The organism is Neopararhizobium haloflavum, assembly GCF_002750855.1.
Taxonomy (GTDB): domain Bacteria; phylum Pseudomonadota; class Alphaproteobacteria; order Rhizobiales; family Rhizobiaceae; genus Georhizobium; species Georhizobium haloflavum.
Window position 1 is genome coordinate 293,227 of sequence record NZ_NWUC01000002.1, and the last position, 17,057, is coordinate 310,283.

Below are 17,057 nucleotides of genomic sequence, written 5' to 3' on the forward strand. Positions count from 1 at the left end.
CTCAGTTGAGGACCGGGGCGATCGGCAGCCCGGTCACCAGGTTCTGCGGCTTCAATCTTATCTCCTTGTCGCGGGTCATGGCCATGAGAAGATAGGTCGGGTGGCCCCTCGCCGCCTCCTCGGCCCGCTGCTCGTCGATGAAGCGAAGGCGAAACAGACCGATCAGCCGCTGCATCGCCGACGGATCCACGCCTTCGTTCCGCCACAGCGCGTTGCCGATCGCCGTTGCCTCGGCGTCGAGACCGACGAACCAGCGGAACTGGGGTTCACTGACGTCGATCAGCGGCTCAACGGCAACCTGGACCTGCAACAGATGATGCACAAAGACGGCGATGGCCGTCGCCAGCGCGGTGCGCGCGTGGGCGTTGCCGCCGAAATTGAGCGCCATGGTGTGGGCGTCCGATCGGCTCCAATAGGTCCATGCGTTCGTCTCGTCCATCACGTCCAATTCGCCGACGCCGGATTCGGCGAACATCGCAGTCAGCGGCGATGCGGCCTGTTCGGCCTCCACGGTTTCGACGAGCTCGGCATCCGCCATCAAAAGCGCGCCGTCACGCACGGATGCCCGCTGAGGGCGATAGAAGAGCTCGGCCGCCCGCAGAACAAAAGGATCCTCACACCCTTCCAATGCATTGCGCATCACAAGGTGAACGAGCTGATTGAGAAACAAAGGCGGCACGGCCATGCGCTGACGCACGATGGCAAGATAGGCGCCCTCGATGGTCTCGTTCACCACGAGCAGATCGCGAAAGGCGAGCATGAATTCCCAGTTCTCGCGCGCATCGGGATCGGCCAGCGCCGCCAGGGTATCCTCTTCGACAAACGCGCGCGGGTCGGCCAGCAGGCGCTGGTGCAGCGCACGCTCGACGACGCAGGCTTCCGGCGGCGGCACGATTTCCGGCCGAGCGAGATAGGTGAGCAGCAGCTCATCGGTCACCGCCAGCCAGCCATCGGCCCGTCGGCGTGTCATGTGATGGCCGCTGGCGACCCAGAATTCTCTCACCGCCGGCTCCCGAGGCTCGCAAGGTCCAGATGCTCTTCCGGTTCATCCTCCTCGTCGGTCTCGACGATGAAGAACGCCTTGCCGTGTCCGCGCATCGAGGGATCGGCAAAGGGTGTGTCGGCGCGCTGCCGGAGCGTGCGGAAGCGCTCGCGGACCTGGCCATCCTCCTCGGTGCGATGAAGCGCAAGCAAGGTCCCGACCGCATGATCGCGGCAAAGCTCAGCGGCAAATGCGATTTCTTCTCGGGCCGCCGGGCGGGCGGTTTCCCGATCGGGTGCGCCCAGCCGGTCCACCAGCCGTGCCGCCAATTGCTCTATCGCCGCGTCCTCTTCCTCCGCCGTCGCCTCAGCGACCACGGCCAAAGTCGAAAAGCCGAAACTTTCGATCCCGGCGAACCCGGACCGGAAGGCGTTGCGCTGCTTTCGTGGCAGATCATCGACGCGGCGGCCATGGAACAGGAACGTGCCTGCGACCGCCCATTCTCCCGGTTCGGCCGCATTGTCGAACACGAAGGTATCGGACGGGTCCATACGGATGGTGCGCGGCAGTTTCACCATTTCGGCCCCTCGCGCAGCGGGTCGAACCATATGCGGGCATCAAGCCCGCCGAGGAGAGACTGGCGGGTGGGCGCGGCAGATGGCGCATCGCGCTCCAGCAGATCGCCATGCCCGTCGATCGTCTGCTCGTGGTCCGTCGCCGCGACCAGCCGCTCGAGATAGGGCTTCGTGATCGCTCCCGCACCTTCGTTCTGCCAGGCGTCGACGTAGCGCATCAGATGGCGCGCGAAGCTTTCAAGCACGCCCTTTGTCTCGGTGATCTCCTCTTCCTGAAGGGAGATCGACCCCGGATACTGGCCGGTATCCACGAGGCCGGGACGGGCGGCGATCAACTGGGCGCCGAAAACCATCCAGTCCGGCGTTTCCTCCGGCACCGAAACGGGGCTTGCGGCAAGCCAGCCTCCCCCGAGCAAGGCGCCGTCGTAAACGATGCTGTCCGGCCATCGAAAGCGAATACCGCGCTCGGGCGGGCAATGGGCGGCCAGCGCATCGCCGAGCGCGGCCATGCCGGCGAAAAAGATGAATCGCGCCTGACGCAAAGGCCGGTCCGGCTCGAACGTCACGGCGAGGGCCAGCTGCGATTCGCTCTTTGCATGAACCAGCGCACCGGCACCATCCTGCGATGCGACACGACAGGCTTCATCGAAGACCGTTTCCGGCCGCTGAGCGGCAACGGCTTCAAAAAGCGGGGGAAGCAGCAGACCAGACGTTTCGGCGTCGGCGAGCATTCGTGACAAACCTTTCGGGACCGACTAGGTTAGAACCAATCAAAAGTAGAATGCGCCCCTGTCGGAATGCAAGTCTTCGATCGCAGGCGCGGAAGGAAATTCACGCGATGAACGAAATGGCGCGCAAGCCGTCACCACGCCGCATTTTCGTCTGCTCCTGCGAGAAGACGATGCCCAACCATGGCGACACGGTTGCGGCCGCGAGCGGAGCGTCCGTCGCCAAGGCCGACCAACTCTGCCGTGCGCAGATCGCTCTCTTTCGTGATGCGCTGACCGGCAACGCCCCCATTACGGTGGGCTGCACGCAGGAGCAGCCGCTTTTCGAGGAAATTGCGGAGGATGCCGGCTTTTCCGGCGAGATCGCGTTCGCCAATGTGCGTGAGACGGCCGGCTGGTCGCGCGACGCTCGCAAGGCCGGACCGAAGACGGCCGCGCTTCTTGCCGCGGCTGCGATCGACATGCCGCCGATCACCACCGTTGCGATGGAATCGCAAGGGGTGGCACTGATCCTCGGGCGGGACGAGGCGGCCATCGAAGCAGGGCGCCGGCTCGCCGATCACCTCGACATCACCGTGCTCGTCGAACGGGGTGCGGAGGTCCTTGCCCCGCGCCAGACAGTCTTTCCGGTTCTGCAAGGCAGCGTGCGCAACGCGGTTGGGCATCTCGGCCAATTCGAGCTGACGATCGACGCCTACGCCCTGCCCGACCCATCCTCGCGCGAACGGCTGCGGTTCGGCCCAGCCCGCGACGGGGCGACGTCGACCTGCGACCTCGTCATCGACCTGACCGGGGGACGGCCGCTCTTTCCGGCATCGGATTTGCGCGCGGGTTATCTTCGTGCCGATCCGCGTGATCCTGCCGCTGTCGCGCAGATGATCTTCGAGGCGGCGCAACTGGTCGGCACCTTCGACAAGCCACGCTATGTCGACTACGACCCCGCGATCTGCGCGCATTCGCGCTCGACCATCACCGGCTGCACGCGGTGTCTCGATCTATGCCCGACGGGGGCGATCACACCGGACGGAGACCATGTGAGCATCGATGCGGCGATCTGCGCCGGCTGCGGCCAGTGTGCAGGCGCCTGTCCAACGGGCGCCGCTGCCTACGCGCTGCCGCCCGCCGATGCCCTGACCGCGCGCGTGCGCGTCCTCTTGCGGACATATGCCGAGGCGGGGGGAACCCAGCCCGTTCTTCTGCTGCATGACAACGATCATGGCGCCGCGCTCATCGACGCCGCTGCGCGTTTCGGCGACGGCCTGCCGGCCGACGTGCTGCCTCTGGCTGTCAACGAAATCACCCAGGTCGGACCGGAATTGCTTGCTGCCGCCCTCGCCTATGGCGCCCGCTCGGTGCGGCTGCTTTCCCGAGCCCGCCCGCGACACGACCTGTCCGGCCTTCAGGCGACGCTTTCGATGATGGATCGTGTGTTTAACGGGCTGGGATACGGTGCCGGATGCGCCGAACTGATCGAAGCCGACGATCCCGATCACCTTGCCGAGGCCCTCGTCGAAACAGGCAAGCCCGTTGCCAGCCGCAATGTCTCCGGTTTCCTGCCGACAGCCGGAAAGCGCGGCCTGATGGAGCTCGCCTTTCGCGAGCTGCATCGCGTGGCACCGACACCGGTCGCGCGGATCGCGCTTGATCGCGGCGCGCCGTTTGGCGGCCTTGCCGTCGACACCGATGCCTGCACGCTATGCCTCGCATGCGTCTCCGCCTGCCCCGCCGACGCCTTGAGCGACAATCCCGAGCGACCGACGCTGCGCTTCACAGAGAGCCTGTGCGTCCAGTGCGGACTATGCGAGGCGACCTGCCCGGAAGATGCGATCGCCCTTGTTCCGCAGCTCGATTTCGATGCCTGGGCCTCGCCGAAAAAGACCATCAAGGAAGAAGAGCCGCATCACTGCATCGAATGCGGCGCAGCGTTCGGAACCCGCGCGTCCATCGACCGCGTGATGGCGAAGCTTTCCGATCACTGGATGTTTTCAGGGCCGGAGGGCGAGCATCGACGCCGCGTGCTGCAAATGTGCGAGGATTGCCGCGTCTCCGTCGTGGTCAAGGAAAGCTTCGATCCACACGAAGCCGATACGCGGCGCGTTCGCACGACCGACGACTATCTGCGCGAGCGTGAGGCCCGCAAGCACTGATCAGGACTATTGCGTCGTGCGCTGCTTGAGAAATTCGATCAGCGCCGCCCGATCCTCCGGGTTGGTGATGCGCTGCTCCGGCATCTTGGTGCCGGGGGTATAGTGGTTGGGGCCGACCTCGAACAACTCCGACACCGTTTTCGGCGTCCAGACGATGTCGAGCTTCTCGAAGGCCGGCGAATAGTCATAGCCGGGCGCCGAGGCGATCGGACGACCGAATATACCGTGCAAGGAGGGGCCGGCGCGGTTGCCGCCATCCTCGCCCAGCGTGTGGCAGGCCGAACAGGCGGCAAAGACTTCGGCGCCGCGGCTGTCGCCCAGGTCCTCGCCGGTTCCGGCTTCACTCCCGGTGGCCTCATTCAGCCTTTCGCCGGTGCGCGGGTTCCACTGCCGGATCACGCGATCGCCGCCGCCGGCATAGAGCGTCCCGTCGCCCGGATCGAAGGCCAGCGACCATACGGGGCTGTCGGCATCCTGAAGGGTGAGCCGCACGCCTTGGCTCATCCGGTCGATCAGCCAGACCGAGCCGTCGACGGCAGCCGAGGCAACGGTCGCCTGATCCTCGGAAATCGCCAGCGCGGTCACCGGGACGGGCACGGTCTCGATCTCGGCGACGATGTCACCGCGCGCAGCAAGGATGCGGATGACGCCGTCCGCGCCGGCGGCGATCGCCTCGCCGTCGCGCGTTGCGACCAGCGCGTTTTGCGGGGCCGGCAGAGTGACGACCGGGCCTGAGCCCCCGTCGGGCGGCCAGAAGCGGACCGTGAGATCGTAACCGGCCGAGACGAGCGTTCCGTCGGGCAGGAAGGCAACCGCGTTCACATTGCCTTCGTGTCCGTCGAGAGTTCTCGACGGCTCGTCTCCCTCAAGCGGCGTGACGCGCACCGTCCCGTCCCAGGACGCCGTGGCAACCGCCTTTTCGTCAGGGGCGAGCGCCATGGCCACCACCGGGGCATCATGGCGCCCGAGTTCGACGGGTGGTGAGTCGCCGTCCCATAGGGCGATCCTGCCATCCTGCCCTGCCGTCAGCTTGCGGCCGTCATCGAGGATCGCCACCGCGTTGACGCTATCCTCGTGGAAACGCAGCACATCGTCGGCAACGCCCGCCGCCTTGTCCCAGACGATGGCGGTGGTATCGAAGGAGCCGGAAAGCATCGTCTCGCCATCGGAAGCGATGGCAAGCGCACGCACCGGACCGCCATGACCGCGAAAATCGGCATGGGCCGGCAGCGCGACGCTGACGGCGAAGAAAACGATCACAAGGGGTATGCGCATGGCGATCCTCCAGACGCACCCATAGTTGCAGCCACCTGCCCGCCGTCAAGCCGGCGGCGAGGAAAAAGCGCCGCAGCGCTCGTCAGTTTCCGGGCGACAACAGACCGCGGTCGCGGGCGGCCAGGGCGGCCTCGGCGCGGCTGCGGATATTCAGCTTGCGATAGATCGACTTGACGTGGGTCGAAGCGGTGTTGTGGGAGATCGCCAGCGTCTTGGCAACGACACTCAGCTGAAAGCCTCGACCGAGCAGCGAAAGAACTTCCGCCTCCCGCGCCGTCAGCGCTGTTTCCTCTGAATGGCGCGGGCTGCGCCCGCGCAGCGCCTCCATGACCTGGCGCGCAACAGCCGGCGACAGTGGCGGCTCATCGTCGAGAATCCGCTGGAGCAAACGAACGAGTTGATCGCTCTCGTGGTACTTCAGGAGATAACCCTCGGCACCGGCAGAGATCGCCGCAAAGATCTGGTCGGGATCGTCGTAGATCGTTGTGACGATGGGCACGCAATCGCTGCCGGCATCGACGATCTCTCCGATGAGATCGATACCCGAGCCATCGGGCAGACCGATATCGATGAGCGCCACGTCGACACCGGCGCGTTGGTGTGCGCCGGCGAAGACGCGCGCCGATCTCAACGCGCGCCGCGCCTGCGAAAGGGTGGAAACCGCAGTCACGTCGCAAGCCGGAAACGCCGCGGCGACGCAATCGCAGAGCCACATGCGCGTACGCTCGTTATCCTCGACGACAAGAACACGTTGTATCTTCAAGCCGCCGCCTCGGCCGGCTCAAGCGGCAGTTCGATCGTCACGATGAAGAAGCCATCCGACTTTGCATGCGCGAAACGGCCACCGCACTGGCGCGCACGCTCGGCGATGTTGCCGAGACCGTTGCCGGAGAAAGCCCCCGGCCTTGTGGAAGGATGGACGCTCAGCGGATTGGAGACCCGGTGATGCAGCACGCCGCCGCGCACGCGCGTGTCCACGCGAAGCGCGCTGCCCGGCGCGTGCTTTATCGCGTTGGTGACGATCTCGCGGTGCGCGGAGGCAAAATTCCGGAATATGAGATAGGGCAGGACGATCGTGCTGTCGTCGCATTCGGTCAGTGGCCAGTCGACCCGGTCGCCGCCGACACGCTCCATCGTCTCGGCACGAAGCTCGGCCACGATATTGGCGAGCGTCTCGCGCCGATCCGACAGGCCGCCGACAATCTCCCGAATGTCGCCGAGCGCATGGCGCACCATCTGGCGTACATCGTGGTCATCGTGGGCACGCAGGCTCGATATCAGGCGCGCCCCGACGCTGTCGTGCAGATCCCGGCCGATGCGGCTGCGCTCCTCCTTGACGCCGCGGTCATAGGCGCGCCGCGCTTCCTCGGCTTCCATGACGAGGGCGGCGAAATTTTCGACGACCTGGAGATGCGGCGGCCCGAACAGCGCGCGCCCGCCCCGGTAGTGCGTGAGCCGCAGGGCGGGCGACCAATCATATGCCGGGAGGATCAGGGCGGTGCCGTCGCCTTCAATCTCGCCAGCCTGCGGCGCGACCTCCGGCCTGTCGACATGAAGCGGCTGGAAATGCGCCTCCAGGGCCTGCCGCCAGCGCTGCGCGCGCATGTCCGTGCTCGTCTGAAGCGCGATCTCGGTCGAGGCGCGGAAGAGCGCATAAGGATCGAGATCGCGTGTCGCCTCGCGGCGTCGAACGACGACGTTGCGCAGCGGCAGATAGACCAGGCCGACCAGTGCCGCGGTGATTCCGAGCGACAGGGACGGCGTCAGCGCCAGCATGGCGACGAGCGTGAAATCGACCGCCGCGAAAACCAGCGCAGCCAGAACGTAGCTGAGTACGCTTAAGGCCCAGCGGTCGAGTTCGAACAGCCGGAAGCGCGTGAGCCCGAGCGCGACACCGAGGTAGATGACGACGAAAAAGCCGAAGGCGTAGCCCTGCGGCAACGCGACATCGATGCCGATCAGCGAGGGAACAGCGACAAGCAGGACGAAGCTGCCCGCCCCAACCATCACGCTCATGCCGAGCCAGGAGAGAGCGCGGCGTGCCGCCGGATCGCGCTTCGTTGCAACGTACTGGGCTGCGATAAGGCAAAGAATCGCGACCATCGCCGCCAGAATGCCGGCATAGCTCATCACGCCCAGACCGACCTCGGGGAAGAAGCGGAGATGGGTGGCTGCCAGCCAGCAGGCGAAGCCAATGGACGCAAGAGCGACCGGGCGCTGGATGCCCAGATCCTTCGGGTACCGCGCGAAAAGGGCGATCATCGCGACACCGAAGCCGATCGCGCCGATGTTGTTCACGATGGTCAGAGTCCGAAAGAGCGTCTCTTCGAGTGCCAGTTCGCGTGTCGAGTAAATGGCAGCGGGAAAGCCCGAAAGCGCGACGCAATATCCGGCGACGGCGAAGAGCCTCACCTTCGTGTCGCGCGGCCGGACACTTTGCACCCAGATTCCTATCACGGAGATAACGGTGCCGCAGGCGATCAGATACCAATAGGCGAAGGGCAGATCCTGCACCCAGCGATAGGCGCGCGTTTGGAGAATGGTGGAAGCACGCTCGCCGCCCGATTCATATGTGACCTCGACCGCGTTTGATTGCAGAAGGGCATGAAGTTCGCCCTGACGCGCAATGAAAGCGTCGTATGCCTCATAGCCGAGCGTGTCGGGTTCATCGATCAGATCGACCGCCCCGAGCTCGACGGCCGACAGGGGCGCATCTGCCGGCGCTATGGACAAAATTGCCGATCCCTTGGCCGGGCCTCCGGCCGGTGCGCCGGCCACCAGAACGCGATCGCCGCCGCGATCGGGCACGAGCGACAGCCCAAGCGAAGGCGCATGTATGGCGACAATCGTCGTCACGACGACCGCCAACGCAATCAAGGCCAGCCCCAGGGAAAAACGCTGAATAAGCGTCACCCGATCCCGGCCCCGTTCAGGGCCGCCCCCTAAAATGCCACTGTATGTCGAGAGTAGAACAAGCCGACGACGGCCTCAACCGTTTTTCCGGCAAGTCTTGGCGATTTTCTACTGACCGACGTCGCCGGTTCCAGTCGAATAATAGGATCAAGACTTGGGCAAGGCGAGTGCGAGCGGCGTGGCGATGAAGAGCACCAGCAACAGCCACACGAACAATGTGCGGAATGTCCCCCGCGGCATCTTCATCGCCCACTCCTTCTGCCGCCGACGCATTACAAACCCGGCTTGCAGTACCCCTCACCTTCCGCATCGAAGCATGGCCGAGGACTGTCTGCCATAACCTGAACAGGTGAGAGCGGCTCGATTTGCCGGCGCTTAGCGATAGCCCGTCATTTCGAGATAGCCGACACCGTCATGACTGCCGTCAAGATGGATCGGTCCTTCCCAGTAGGAAAAGGCCGTATCCATCCAGCTTTGCGCGTTGAGGGCCGTCGCGACGAGATCGAGGCCCCTGGACCTGATCTGCACGCGCCACCTCGTCGGCACGTCCCGGCCGGCCACGGCACTGGTTGCCAGCGGTTGGAGCGCAATATCGGACGATGCCAACGCCGTCGCGGTGCCGTCCGCCTCGATCCATGTGCCGGCGTTGAAGACCTTGTCGTTTCTGCCTCGCAGGCCGAACAGCATAACCTTTTCTCCCGAGGCGAGATGCAGGGAGAACCAGTCCCAGCCTTCCTGATCGGCAGCCAGCGGCTGGCTGCTCCATTCGCGGTCGAGCCAGGCTTCGCCCGCAACGGACCGGCTTTCTCCGTCGATCGTCACCTCCCCTTCGATACGAAAGAAGGGCTGGCTGTAATAGAAGGACGCCTGGCCTTCTTCGGACTTGACGGAATAGCCCTGATCGCCGTGAAGCACGGGCGCGGCCGTGGTGGTCATCTGCAAGTCGTAGGAGAACCGATCGCCAGAAGCCGTCGCCTGCAATCGGCCCAGACCCATGGTGGTTTCTTGCGTCTCGGCCAACATCCAATCGTCGAGCCAGGCCGAGAACGGCGCGGCGCGAACGCCTGCCTGGCCTATGCCGCCGCGGGCGAAGGCTTCCGCGCTCAAATGCACATCCTCCGTCGTGACGGCGGCGTGCGCCATCCACAACTGTCTGTTCTGCCAGCCCTCACGCTCCGGCAAAGGCGCCAGGGCGTTTCTGAACAACGTCCATTGGATGCCGAGCGATTGCCCGGAGCGGTCTTCAAGATTGGCCGTCAGGTACCACCATTCGATGCGGTATCCGGGGTGGGCTCCATGGTCGAGGGGAAAGGCGAAAGGATGGCCGGGTTCGACCCGGCTGTAGCCCTCGGCATCGGTGCCAAGGCCGGCAAAGCCTTGCGCCATGGCAGGAGCAGCGAACGACACTGCCGCCAGTGCCGCCCATAGGAGAAAACGTTCAACGCTCATCGGCGAACACCTTGAGAAGCGCGCTCGGCGCCATCACCCGCAAGCGCATCGCCGGCCATGCGGTGGCGACGATCGCGGTGAGAAGCGCCATCGCAACGAGTTGCACCCATTGCATCGGGAAAAGGTGCACTGGTAGCCGCCAGCCGAAGGCTTCGACATTGACGACGCTCATCAATATCCAGGCCACTGCGAGGCCGAGCGGCACGGCAAGCAGCGCTGTCAGCGCCGCCAGTGCCAGGGCCTTCGCCAGCTCCATCAATGCCAGCCGGCGCCGCGTCAGCCCCATCGCCCAAAGTGGCGCAAGCTGTGGAAGGCGCATGCCGGCAAGCGTCAACTGGCTGGCGAGCAGGGCAATTCCTGCGACGATCAGCGTCAGGGCATTGAGCGCCAGCGTGACCGCGAAAGTCCGCTCGAACACCGATTGCGAAAACGCTTTCAACGCCTGCTGATTGACGAGTTGCCCGCTGGTGAGAGCGAACGCATCGCGCAGCGCAGCCATGACGGCATCGACCCGGCCCGGCTCCACCCGCACAGCGAAGCGATCGCGCTCGATATCGGAAAAGCGCGCCAGCAACTGGTCGAGGGCAATCATGATCTGACCACGCGGATTGCCGTAGTCGGAATAGATGCCGGCGACATTGACGGTCCAGTCGCCGCGACCGGCGGGAATGGTAATCTCGTCTCCGATTCCAAGGTCGAACCGCCGGGCGAGCTGTTCGCTGACCATTATGTCGCCGCCTGCCGCCACGTCCGCCCAGGCATTTTCGGCCGACGCCAGCAGCGGCCAGTTCTGCGTATAGGTCGGGTGATCGCGGAAGCCGTAAACCTCGACCGGCCAATCGCGATAGCGCGTCGTCGCATTCCAGACAGGCAGGACGGCATCGACGTCATCGCGGGCATCGAGGAATGCGGCGATGCGATCGGCTTCGTCGGCGGTCTCGCCGCCGACGTAAAGCTCCGCGGCCAGGCGCTGGTCGAGCCAGCCGGTGAAGGTCAGGCGAAAGCTGTCGACCATGGTGCCGACGCCGATGTTGACGCCCAGTGCGAGCAACAAGGCCATGAGGGCCAGCGACAGGCCGGACAGCTGCTGACGTGCATCGGCCAGAAACCAGCCGACGAGAGGCCCCCTCGCCAATCGTTCGGCGCCCGCCAGAATGGCAGCCAGGGCGGGCGGCAGGCTGAGCGCGGCAGCAAGAAGAACGCAGCCCATGAGGGCGAAGCCGGCAACGAGGCCATGTCCGACGAAGTAAAGCACCGCTCCGGCGAGTGCGAGGATGATCGCAGTCGCGGTTTGAACCCTCAAGACGCGCCTTTGGGCAAGCGCCCAGGCATGCGGGGCGGCTGTCGCGAACAGGGGCAGCCGATAGGCCTTGAAGAGACTGCTGCCCGTCGCCGCGAGCGCGCCGACGACGCTGATGGCGATGCCCGCGACCCACCACAACGGCGAAAGAGACAGTTCGCCAGCGACATTCGCGCCGTAGAGGCCGCGAAGGCTTGCCGCGACGTCGGGCAGCAGGGCGGAGGCCACGCCATAGCCGGCCGCCACTCCCAGCAATCCTGCGACGAGGGCCAGCGCGACCATCTCGATCAGCATGACCGCTGCCAGCGCGCGAGCGGAGACCCCGCAGGCGCGCATGGTGCGCAGCATCGGTCGGCGCTGCTCAAAGGCCAGTCCGGTGGCAGCGTTAACGATGAACAGGCCGACGAGAAAGGCGAGGAAGCCGAAGGCGGTGAGATTGAGGTGAAAGCTTTCCGTAAGACGATCCAGATCGCCGCTCGTTTCAGGATCGATGCGATCGAGCGGCAGCCCCGTGAGAGCGCGCGCATCGTCGATCGTGCCTGGAGGATCTTCGGTCACGACGAGGCGCGACAGCGCCGTGCGCTCGGTCAGCACGCTCGCAACGGCGATATCTGTGATGAGCGTCATCGGCGGCACTGTGTCGGCCACGGTAATCGGAGGCAGGCTCGTATCGCCGGCCTCCACGGGTTCGCCTTCTTCTGCATCAAGCATCGTCAAGGTTTCGCGCGACGCAAAGGCGCGCGAGGGATCGACCAGCATGGCGGCAAGATCGCCGGCCTCGTCGTCGTTGCCCTCTCGAGGCAGAATGCCGACGTCGATGGGCAGGGTCACCGGGTCCACCCCGACCACGCGATAGGACCGGCCCTCGATGACGATGTCGGATTCCAGGATCGGCGATACGTGCCAGCCGGCGCGCCGCAGCGCGACATAGGCCTTAGTGCCGATCTCCGAATTGTCCTCGGCGACAAGATAGGGGCGCGTCTCGCCACCGATGACGGCAGCCGCTTCGTCGTAGCTGGCCCTTGCCTCCGCGTTGAGTGCCTGGACGCCGCTCCAAAGCGCCGTCGCGATCGCGAGACCCAGAACCAGCGTCAACAGTTGAAACGGCCGGCGTCGCCAGTGGCTGACCAAGGTGAGGAACACCCAGACCACGCGCATCACACCAGTCTTCCTGCCTTGAGGGTCAGTTTGCGTTCGAGACGGGCGGCCAGCCGGGGGCTGTGCGTCACCATCAGGAACGCGCTGCCGGTGCGCGCCACCAGATCGAGGCAAAGGGTCAGCACATCGTCACCCGTCGCTTCATCAAGGTTGCCCGTCGGTTCGTCGGCCAGGATGAGGTCTGGCCGTGCAGCAAGCGTGCGCCCTATCGCCACGCGTTGCTGCTGGCCGCCGGAGAGTTGCTCGGGATAGCGATCGAGCAGGCCGGACAGTCCCAGCCTTTCGATCAGTTCGTCCTGCCATTGCGGTTCGAGCCGCCCGGCCAGACGGGCCTGGAACGCCAGATTGTCGCCGACCTTGAGGCTTGGCACCAGATTGAACTGCTGAAAAACGAGGCCGAGGCGACCACGCCGCAGCCGTGCCCGCTCGCGATCGGATGCACCGGACAGCGGCTGACCATCGAAAACGACCTCACCCTCATCTGGGCTGTCGAGCGCCGCGGCAAGATGCATGAGGGTGCTCTTGCCGCTTCCGGATTCCCCGGTCAGCGCCAAGGTTTGTCCGCGCGCAAGTTCGAACGAGACGTCGCGCAGCACCGTCAGCGGCCCCTGGGCTGTCGGATAGGTCTTGGTAACGCGATCAATCTTCAGCATCGGAACCTTTGGCATTTTGCGCTGACCGGCTCTTTTTCGCCGCTCCCGCGTCGACAGTTGCACATGGTCGAATACGCGGCGATGGCAAGCGTAGGCAACTTGCCGCGGCATGGCGACCGTGGTAGATCGATCATAATAAATCTAGAAAGCTGGATATATGGATAAACTTGCTGCTCTCGATGCTCTTTCCGCTCTTGGCCAAGAAACGCGCCTTGAAACGTTTCGGCTGCTCGTCAAGGCCGGATCGGACGGGATGGCCGCAGGCGACATCGCGCTGCATCTGGGCACGGTGCAGAACACAATGTCCGCTCACCTGAAGATCCTTGATCACGCCGGGCTCGTACGCGCCGAACGACACGGGCGCAGCATCCGCTATTTCGCGGACTACACCGGCGTTCGCGACCTGCTCGCCTTCCTTATGGAGGATTGCTGCAACGGTGCGCCGGAATTGTGCCAGCCCGTTATCGACGCCATTACCTGCAAATGCTGAAAGGAAGGGATGAGATGAGCAGACCCTACACCGTTCTCTTTCTCTGCACGGCCAACTCCGCGCGCTCCATTCTCGCCGAAGCGATACTGAACCGCGTCGGCCAGGGTCGATTTCAAGCGTTCTCGGCGGGATCCGCTCCGCGCGGCAGCGTTCATCCTCATGCGCTCGAACTTCTGGAACACTCTGGCTTCGACACCGCCTTTGCCCGCTCCAAAAGCTGGGACGAATTCGCCGGTCCCGACGCGCCCGTCATGGATTTTGTCTTCACGGTCTGCGACGACGCGGCAGAGGAATCCTGCCCCGTCTGGCCCGGCCATCCCATGACGGCGCACTGGGGCGTGCCTGATCCGGCGCGCGCGAGCGGAACGGAAGCGGAAAAGCGCTACGCCTTCGCGGAAGCATTCCGGATGCTGTCCAACCGCATTTCCGTCTTCACCGCACTGCCCATCGCTTCGCTCGATCGGCTCGCGCTGCAATCGCAGATCGAGTCGATCGGCCGCCATCACAGCAAATCCGCCTGAAAGAGACGCAAGACATGACAGATCAATATCTGGCCGACCAAGACGCGCCAGCCGTTGGAATCGGCACGTTTGAGAAATGGCTTTCAGTCTGGGTCGGCGGCGCCATCCTGGTGGGGCTGATCCTCGGCAATGTCGCGCCGGCCGTCTTCTCGTTTCTGGCCGATCTCGAATTCGCCTCGGTCAATCTGGTCGTGGCCGTGCTGATCTGGGCCATGGTCTATCCGATGATGGTCGGCGTCGATTTCGCCAGCCTGCGCCACATCGGCGACAAGCCCAAGGGCCTGGTGCTGACGATCGTCATCAACTGGCTGATCAAGCCGTTCACCATGGCACTGCTCGGGATCATGTTCTTCGAGTATGTCTTTGCGGGCCTGATCTCGCCAGCCGATGCGGAGCAATATCTCGCGGGTCTGATCCTGCTCGGCGCCGCGCCGTGCACCGCCATGGTGTTCGTCTGGAGCCACCTCACACGCGGCGATCCGACCTACACGCTGGTGCAGGTATCGGTGAACGACGTGATCATGATATTCGCCTTCGCGCCGATCGTCGCGGTCCTCCTCGGCGTCACGGACATCACCGTGCCGTGGACGACGCTGCTGCTGTCGGTCGGTCTTTATGTCGTGATACCGCTCGCCGCCGGGATCGCGACCCGATCCGTGCTGACGAGAAAGGCCGAGAACCCGCATCGATCGCAGATCGCCCTCGATCGCTTCAATGCACGGGTAAAGCCCGCTTCGATCGTCGGGCTCCTGACGACGGTCGTCCTGCTTTTCGGCTTTCAGGCGGAAGTCATCGTGAACAGGCCGCTTGTGATCGTTCTCATCGCGGTGCCGCTGCTGATCCAGTCCTATGGCATCTTCTTCGCCGCCTATTTCGCGGCGAAGGCCTGGCGCATTCCGTTCAATGTCGCAGCGCCCTGCGCACTGATCGGGACATCGAATTTCTTCGAACTCGCCGTCGCCGTTGCCATCAGCCTCTTCGGGCTGGGTTCGGGCGCGGCGCTGGCGACGGTCGTCGGCGTGCTGGTCGAGGTCCCTGTCATGCTCTCACTCGTTGCCTTCGCCAACCGGACCCGCCACTGGTTTCCATCCGCGTGACGGCCATGCGATGGATCACTCGCCCGGCGTGAGCGACAAGGTGCCGGCCTCGGCCGGCTCAATCAGCACATCGCCCTCCGCCTCGGTGCCGGCGGTCTCCGTTTCCGCTTCGGTATCTGTATCGGCGACGGAGCTCTCAGGTTCCCGCGCAAGTGCAGCCTCAACCGTCGCGCAGAGTTTCGCTGCGTCCAGCAAGCCCCAGCCGAAAACGGAGTCCTTGCCCGGCTCACCCAGATCGCGCGCCGTTTCGGCGAGGAAGCGTTGCATCTGATCACCGTTCAGCGATGAATCCATCGCGGTGGCGAGCGCCGCCGCGGCCGTCACGAAGGGCGCGGCAAAGGATGTTCCGGTCTTCGGGCGGGCGCCGGAGATCGATGCCGCCGTCCAGACATCGACGCCGGGCGCGGCGACATCGACATGAGCGCCCTGGCCGGCTCGCCGGTAGGGTCGCATATTCCGATCAACGGCGGTTACGGCGATGACCCCGTCATAGGCTGCCGGATAGGCAGGATCGGCGTTCGGCCCATTGTTCCCGGCAGCCGCCACGAGGATGACGCCCTCCTGCGCGGCCTGAGCCACCGCCCGCTCCAAAAGTTCGTTGGCGGGACCGGCGAGACTGAGGTTGAGCACCGCAACCTCCTCGCTCGCCAGCATGTCGATCGCCCGGACAAGATCGTAGGCAGTGGCGCGCGTGTCGGTCCCGGCATCGAGGAAGGCATCGACAGCGAGCAGTTCGGCGCCTGGCAGCAGGCCCGAGGTGCGGCCTTCGCCGGAGCCAACGAGCAGCGCCGCGACAGCCGTGCCATGCTTCAGGTCCGACAGCTGGTCCCCTTCACCGAACCGCTCGACGATCCGCAACGACCCATTGGTGAATGTCTCATGGTCGGGATTGATGCCGGTGTCGATCAGTCCGATCAGCGAAGGCGCGACGCAGGTTTCCGCTTCGTCGGAGAAATGCCAGTCGATAAGCTCCATCGCCTCGCAATGCATGCCTTCGCACGGGGCCGCCGGCCGCTCTTCAGGCCTGTAGTAATGATTGAAATCCACGGCGGAACCGGCATCAAGTGCCACAACCGCAGCTCGTGCCTCGTCGAGCGAGACCCCATCCGGCACGATGAGGCGGACCAGTTCGCTGTCCAGCATCTCGATCAGCGTGCGCGCGTCGACGGCGTAGCCCTGACCTTCCAAAGTGGCGATTTCCGCATCGTCGAGACCAAGTGCTGTGAGTTCGCGTTCTGCCCGCTCCGGCAAAGGCTCGGGCTGCGGTGCCGGGCGACGGACTGTCCGACGCGGCGGATCGGGGCGTTCGCCGCGATCGAAAAGGGAGCGCAATGTTCTGAGCGGGCGGCGAAGGATTTCCGGGGCCGGGCCGCTGCCGCGCTGAACGGCGCCGCTGCGTTCCCCACCACCGCTGCCACCAAAGCCGCCAAAACCGCCGCCGTCATCGCCATCGTCGCCATCACCGTCGCTGTCGCTGTCACCATCGCCCTCGCTGTCGCCCTCCTGGGCATGCGCCAGACCGGCCGGACCTTCCAGAAATGAATCAAAGTCCGGCCATGCCGGCTGGACGGCCAGCGCAACGCCCAATGCCCAAACGGATGCGGTCCTGGTGACGCGTTGCATCGTTCTGTCTCCCCTGCCCCGCATGAAGATGGCGCTCCATGTTTTGCGGCGGCATTCAACGTAACCTTCCCCACGGACCGCCACAACAAATCGGTTGCCGCCCGCCGGTCTATATGCTGCATAACGGTCTCGCCCGCGGCTTATTC

Annotated in this window: 14 protein-coding genes; 4 read left to right on the plus strand and 10 right to left on the minus strand. The window is 64.8% G+C overall.

All coding sequences use genetic code 11. The features are described from left to right. Position 1: 1 nt before the first annotated feature. The 3 genes from CN673_RS05815 to CN673_RS05825 are packed head-to-tail and all read right to left on the minus strand — an operon-like array spanning position 2 to position 2,288. The gene (locus CN673_RS05815) at positions 2–1,003 is read right to left on the minus strand and encodes a DUF6352 family protein (RefSeq protein ID WP_099865301.1); all 1,002 of its coding nucleotides are present in this window, start codon (positions 1,001–1,003) and stop codon (positions 2–4) included. Further along, positions 1,000–1,560 (minus strand): DUF6505 family protein, encoded by a 561-nt coding sequence (locus CN673_RS05820; protein WP_099865302.1) that lies wholly within the window; start codon positions 1,558–1,560, stop codon positions 1,000–1,002. The genes CN673_RS05815 and CN673_RS05820 overlap by 4 nt, the downstream gene beginning before the upstream one ends. Beyond that, complete coding sequence (locus CN673_RS05825; protein ID WP_099865303.1) at positions 1,554–2,288, minus strand: biotin/lipoate--protein ligase family protein; 735 nt, start codon at positions 2,286–2,288, stop codon at positions 1,554–1,556. Before CN673_RS05825 ends, CN673_RS05820 begins: the two co-directional genes overlap by 7 nt. Before the next feature lie 116 nt (positions 2,289–2,404). Here CN673_RS05825 and CN673_RS05830 point away from each other — a divergent pair, with 116 nt between their 5' ends. Continuing rightward, complete coding sequence (locus CN673_RS05830) at positions 2,405–4,432, plus strand: 4Fe-4S binding protein (RefSeq protein ID WP_099865616.1); 2,028 nt, start codon at positions 2,405–2,407, stop codon at positions 4,430–4,432. Positions 4,433–4,438: 6 nt separating this feature from the next. Here the strand turns inward: CN673_RS05830 and CN673_RS05835 are convergent, their stop codons facing one another. The 6 genes from CN673_RS05835 to CN673_RS05860 form a co-directional block, all read right to left on the minus strand. Continuing rightward, positions 4,439–5,707: a c-type cytochrome gene (locus CN673_RS05835; protein WP_099865304.1), complete on the minus strand. Its 1,269-nt coding sequence runs from the start codon at positions 5,705–5,707 to the stop codon at positions 4,439–4,441. A gap of 82 nt (positions 5,708–5,789) precedes the next feature. Next, positions 5,790–6,470: a response regulator transcription factor gene (locus CN673_RS05840; RefSeq protein WP_198585908.1), complete on the minus strand. Its 681-nt coding sequence runs from the start codon at positions 6,468–6,470 to the stop codon at positions 5,790–5,792. Further along, a complete protein-coding gene (locus tag CN673_RS05845) occupies positions 6,467–8,620 on the minus strand; it encodes a sensor histidine kinase (RefSeq protein WP_099865305.1) in 2,154 nt (717 codons plus the stop codon). Before CN673_RS05845 ends, CN673_RS05840 begins: the two co-directional genes overlap by 4 nt. 375 nt (positions 8,621–8,995) lie before the next feature. Continuing rightward, complete coding sequence (locus tag CN673_RS05850; protein WP_099865306.1) at positions 8,996–10,069, minus strand: lipocalin-like domain-containing protein; 1,074 nt, start codon at positions 10,067–10,069, stop codon at positions 8,996–8,998. Then, the gene (locus CN673_RS05855) at positions 10,059–12,527 is read right to left on the minus strand and encodes an ABC transporter permease (RefSeq protein WP_370853007.1); all 2,469 of its coding nucleotides are present in this window, start codon (positions 12,525–12,527) and stop codon (positions 10,059–10,061) included. Before CN673_RS05855 ends, CN673_RS05850 begins: the two co-directional genes overlap by 11 nt. Next, entirely contained in the window at positions 12,527–13,180 is a 654-nt protein-coding gene (locus CN673_RS05860; protein ID WP_198585909.1) for an ABC transporter ATP-binding protein, read from the minus strand. The genes CN673_RS05855 and CN673_RS05860 overlap by 1 nt, the downstream gene beginning before the upstream one ends. Before the next feature lie 157 nt (positions 13,181–13,337). Here CN673_RS05860 and CN673_RS05865 point away from each other — a divergent pair, with 157 nt between their 5' ends. The 3 genes from CN673_RS05865 to arsB are packed head-to-tail and all read left to right on the plus strand — an operon-like array spanning position 13,338 to position 15,288. Beyond that, a complete protein-coding gene (locus CN673_RS05865) occupies positions 13,338–13,670 on the plus strand; it encodes an ArsR/SmtB family transcription factor (RefSeq protein WP_099865308.1) in 333 nt (110 codons plus the stop codon). A 14-nt stretch (positions 13,671–13,684) separates the two neighbouring features. Next, positions 13,685–14,191 (plus strand): arsenate reductase ArsC, encoded by a 507-nt coding sequence (locus CN673_RS05870; protein ID WP_099865619.1) that lies wholly within the window; start codon positions 13,685–13,687, stop codon positions 14,189–14,191. Positions 14,192–14,205: 14 nt separating this feature from the next. Further along, positions 14,206–15,288: an ACR3 family arsenite efflux transporter gene (gene arsB, locus CN673_RS05875; protein WP_099865309.1), complete on the plus strand. Its 1,083-nt coding sequence runs from the start codon at positions 14,206–14,208 to the stop codon at positions 15,286–15,288. 15 nt (positions 15,289–15,303) lie between these two features. Here arsB and CN673_RS05880 read toward each other — a convergent pair whose 3' ends face one another. Further along, complete coding sequence (locus CN673_RS05880) at positions 15,304–16,911, minus strand: S8 family serine peptidase (protein ID WP_099865310.1); 1,608 nt, start codon at positions 16,909–16,911, stop codon at positions 15,304–15,306. Between the last annotated feature and the right edge of the window lie 146 nt (positions 16,912–17,057).

Coding starts and splice junctions, on each gene's coding strand:
- CN673_RS05850 (WP_099865306.1), bottom strand. CDS start 10,069: ATGAGCGTTGAACGTTTTCTCCTATGGGCGGCACTGGCGGCAGTGTCG.
- CN673_RS05820 (WP_099865302.1), bottom strand. CDS start 1,560: ATGGTGAAACTGCCGCGCACCATCCGTATGGACCCGTCCGATACCTTC.
- CN673_RS05860 (WP_198585909.1), bottom strand. CDS start 13,180: ATGCTGAAGATTGATCGCGTTACCAAGACCTATCCGACAGCCCAGGGG.
- CN673_RS05830 (WP_099865616.1), top strand. CDS start 2,405: ATGGCGCGCAAGCCGTCACCACGCCGCATTTTCGTCTGCTCCTGCGAG.
- CN673_RS05880 (WP_099865310.1), bottom strand. CDS start 16,911: ATGCAACGCGTCACCAGGACCGCATCCGTTTGGGCATTGGGCGTTGCG.
- CN673_RS05835 (WP_099865304.1), bottom strand. CDS start 5,707: ATGCGCATACCCCTTGTGATCGTTTTCTTCGCCGTCAGCGTCGCGCTG.
- CN673_RS05825 (WP_099865303.1), bottom strand. CDS start 2,288: ATGCTCGCCGACGCCGAAACGTCTGGTCTGCTGCTTCCCCCGCTTTTT.
- arsB (WP_099865309.1), top strand. CDS start 14,206: ATGACAGATCAATATCTGGCCGACCAAGACGCGCCAGCCGTTGGAATC.
- CN673_RS05855 (WP_370853007.1), bottom strand. CDS start 12,527: ATGCGCGTGGTCTGGGTGTTCCTCACCTTGGTCAGCCACTGGCGACGC.
- CN673_RS05865 (WP_099865308.1), top strand. CDS start 13,338: ATGGATAAACTTGCTGCTCTCGATGCTCTTTCCGCTCTTGGCCAAGAA.
- CN673_RS05870 (WP_099865619.1), top strand. CDS start 13,685: ATGAGCAGACCCTACACCGTTCTCTTTCTCTGCACGGCCAACTCCGCG.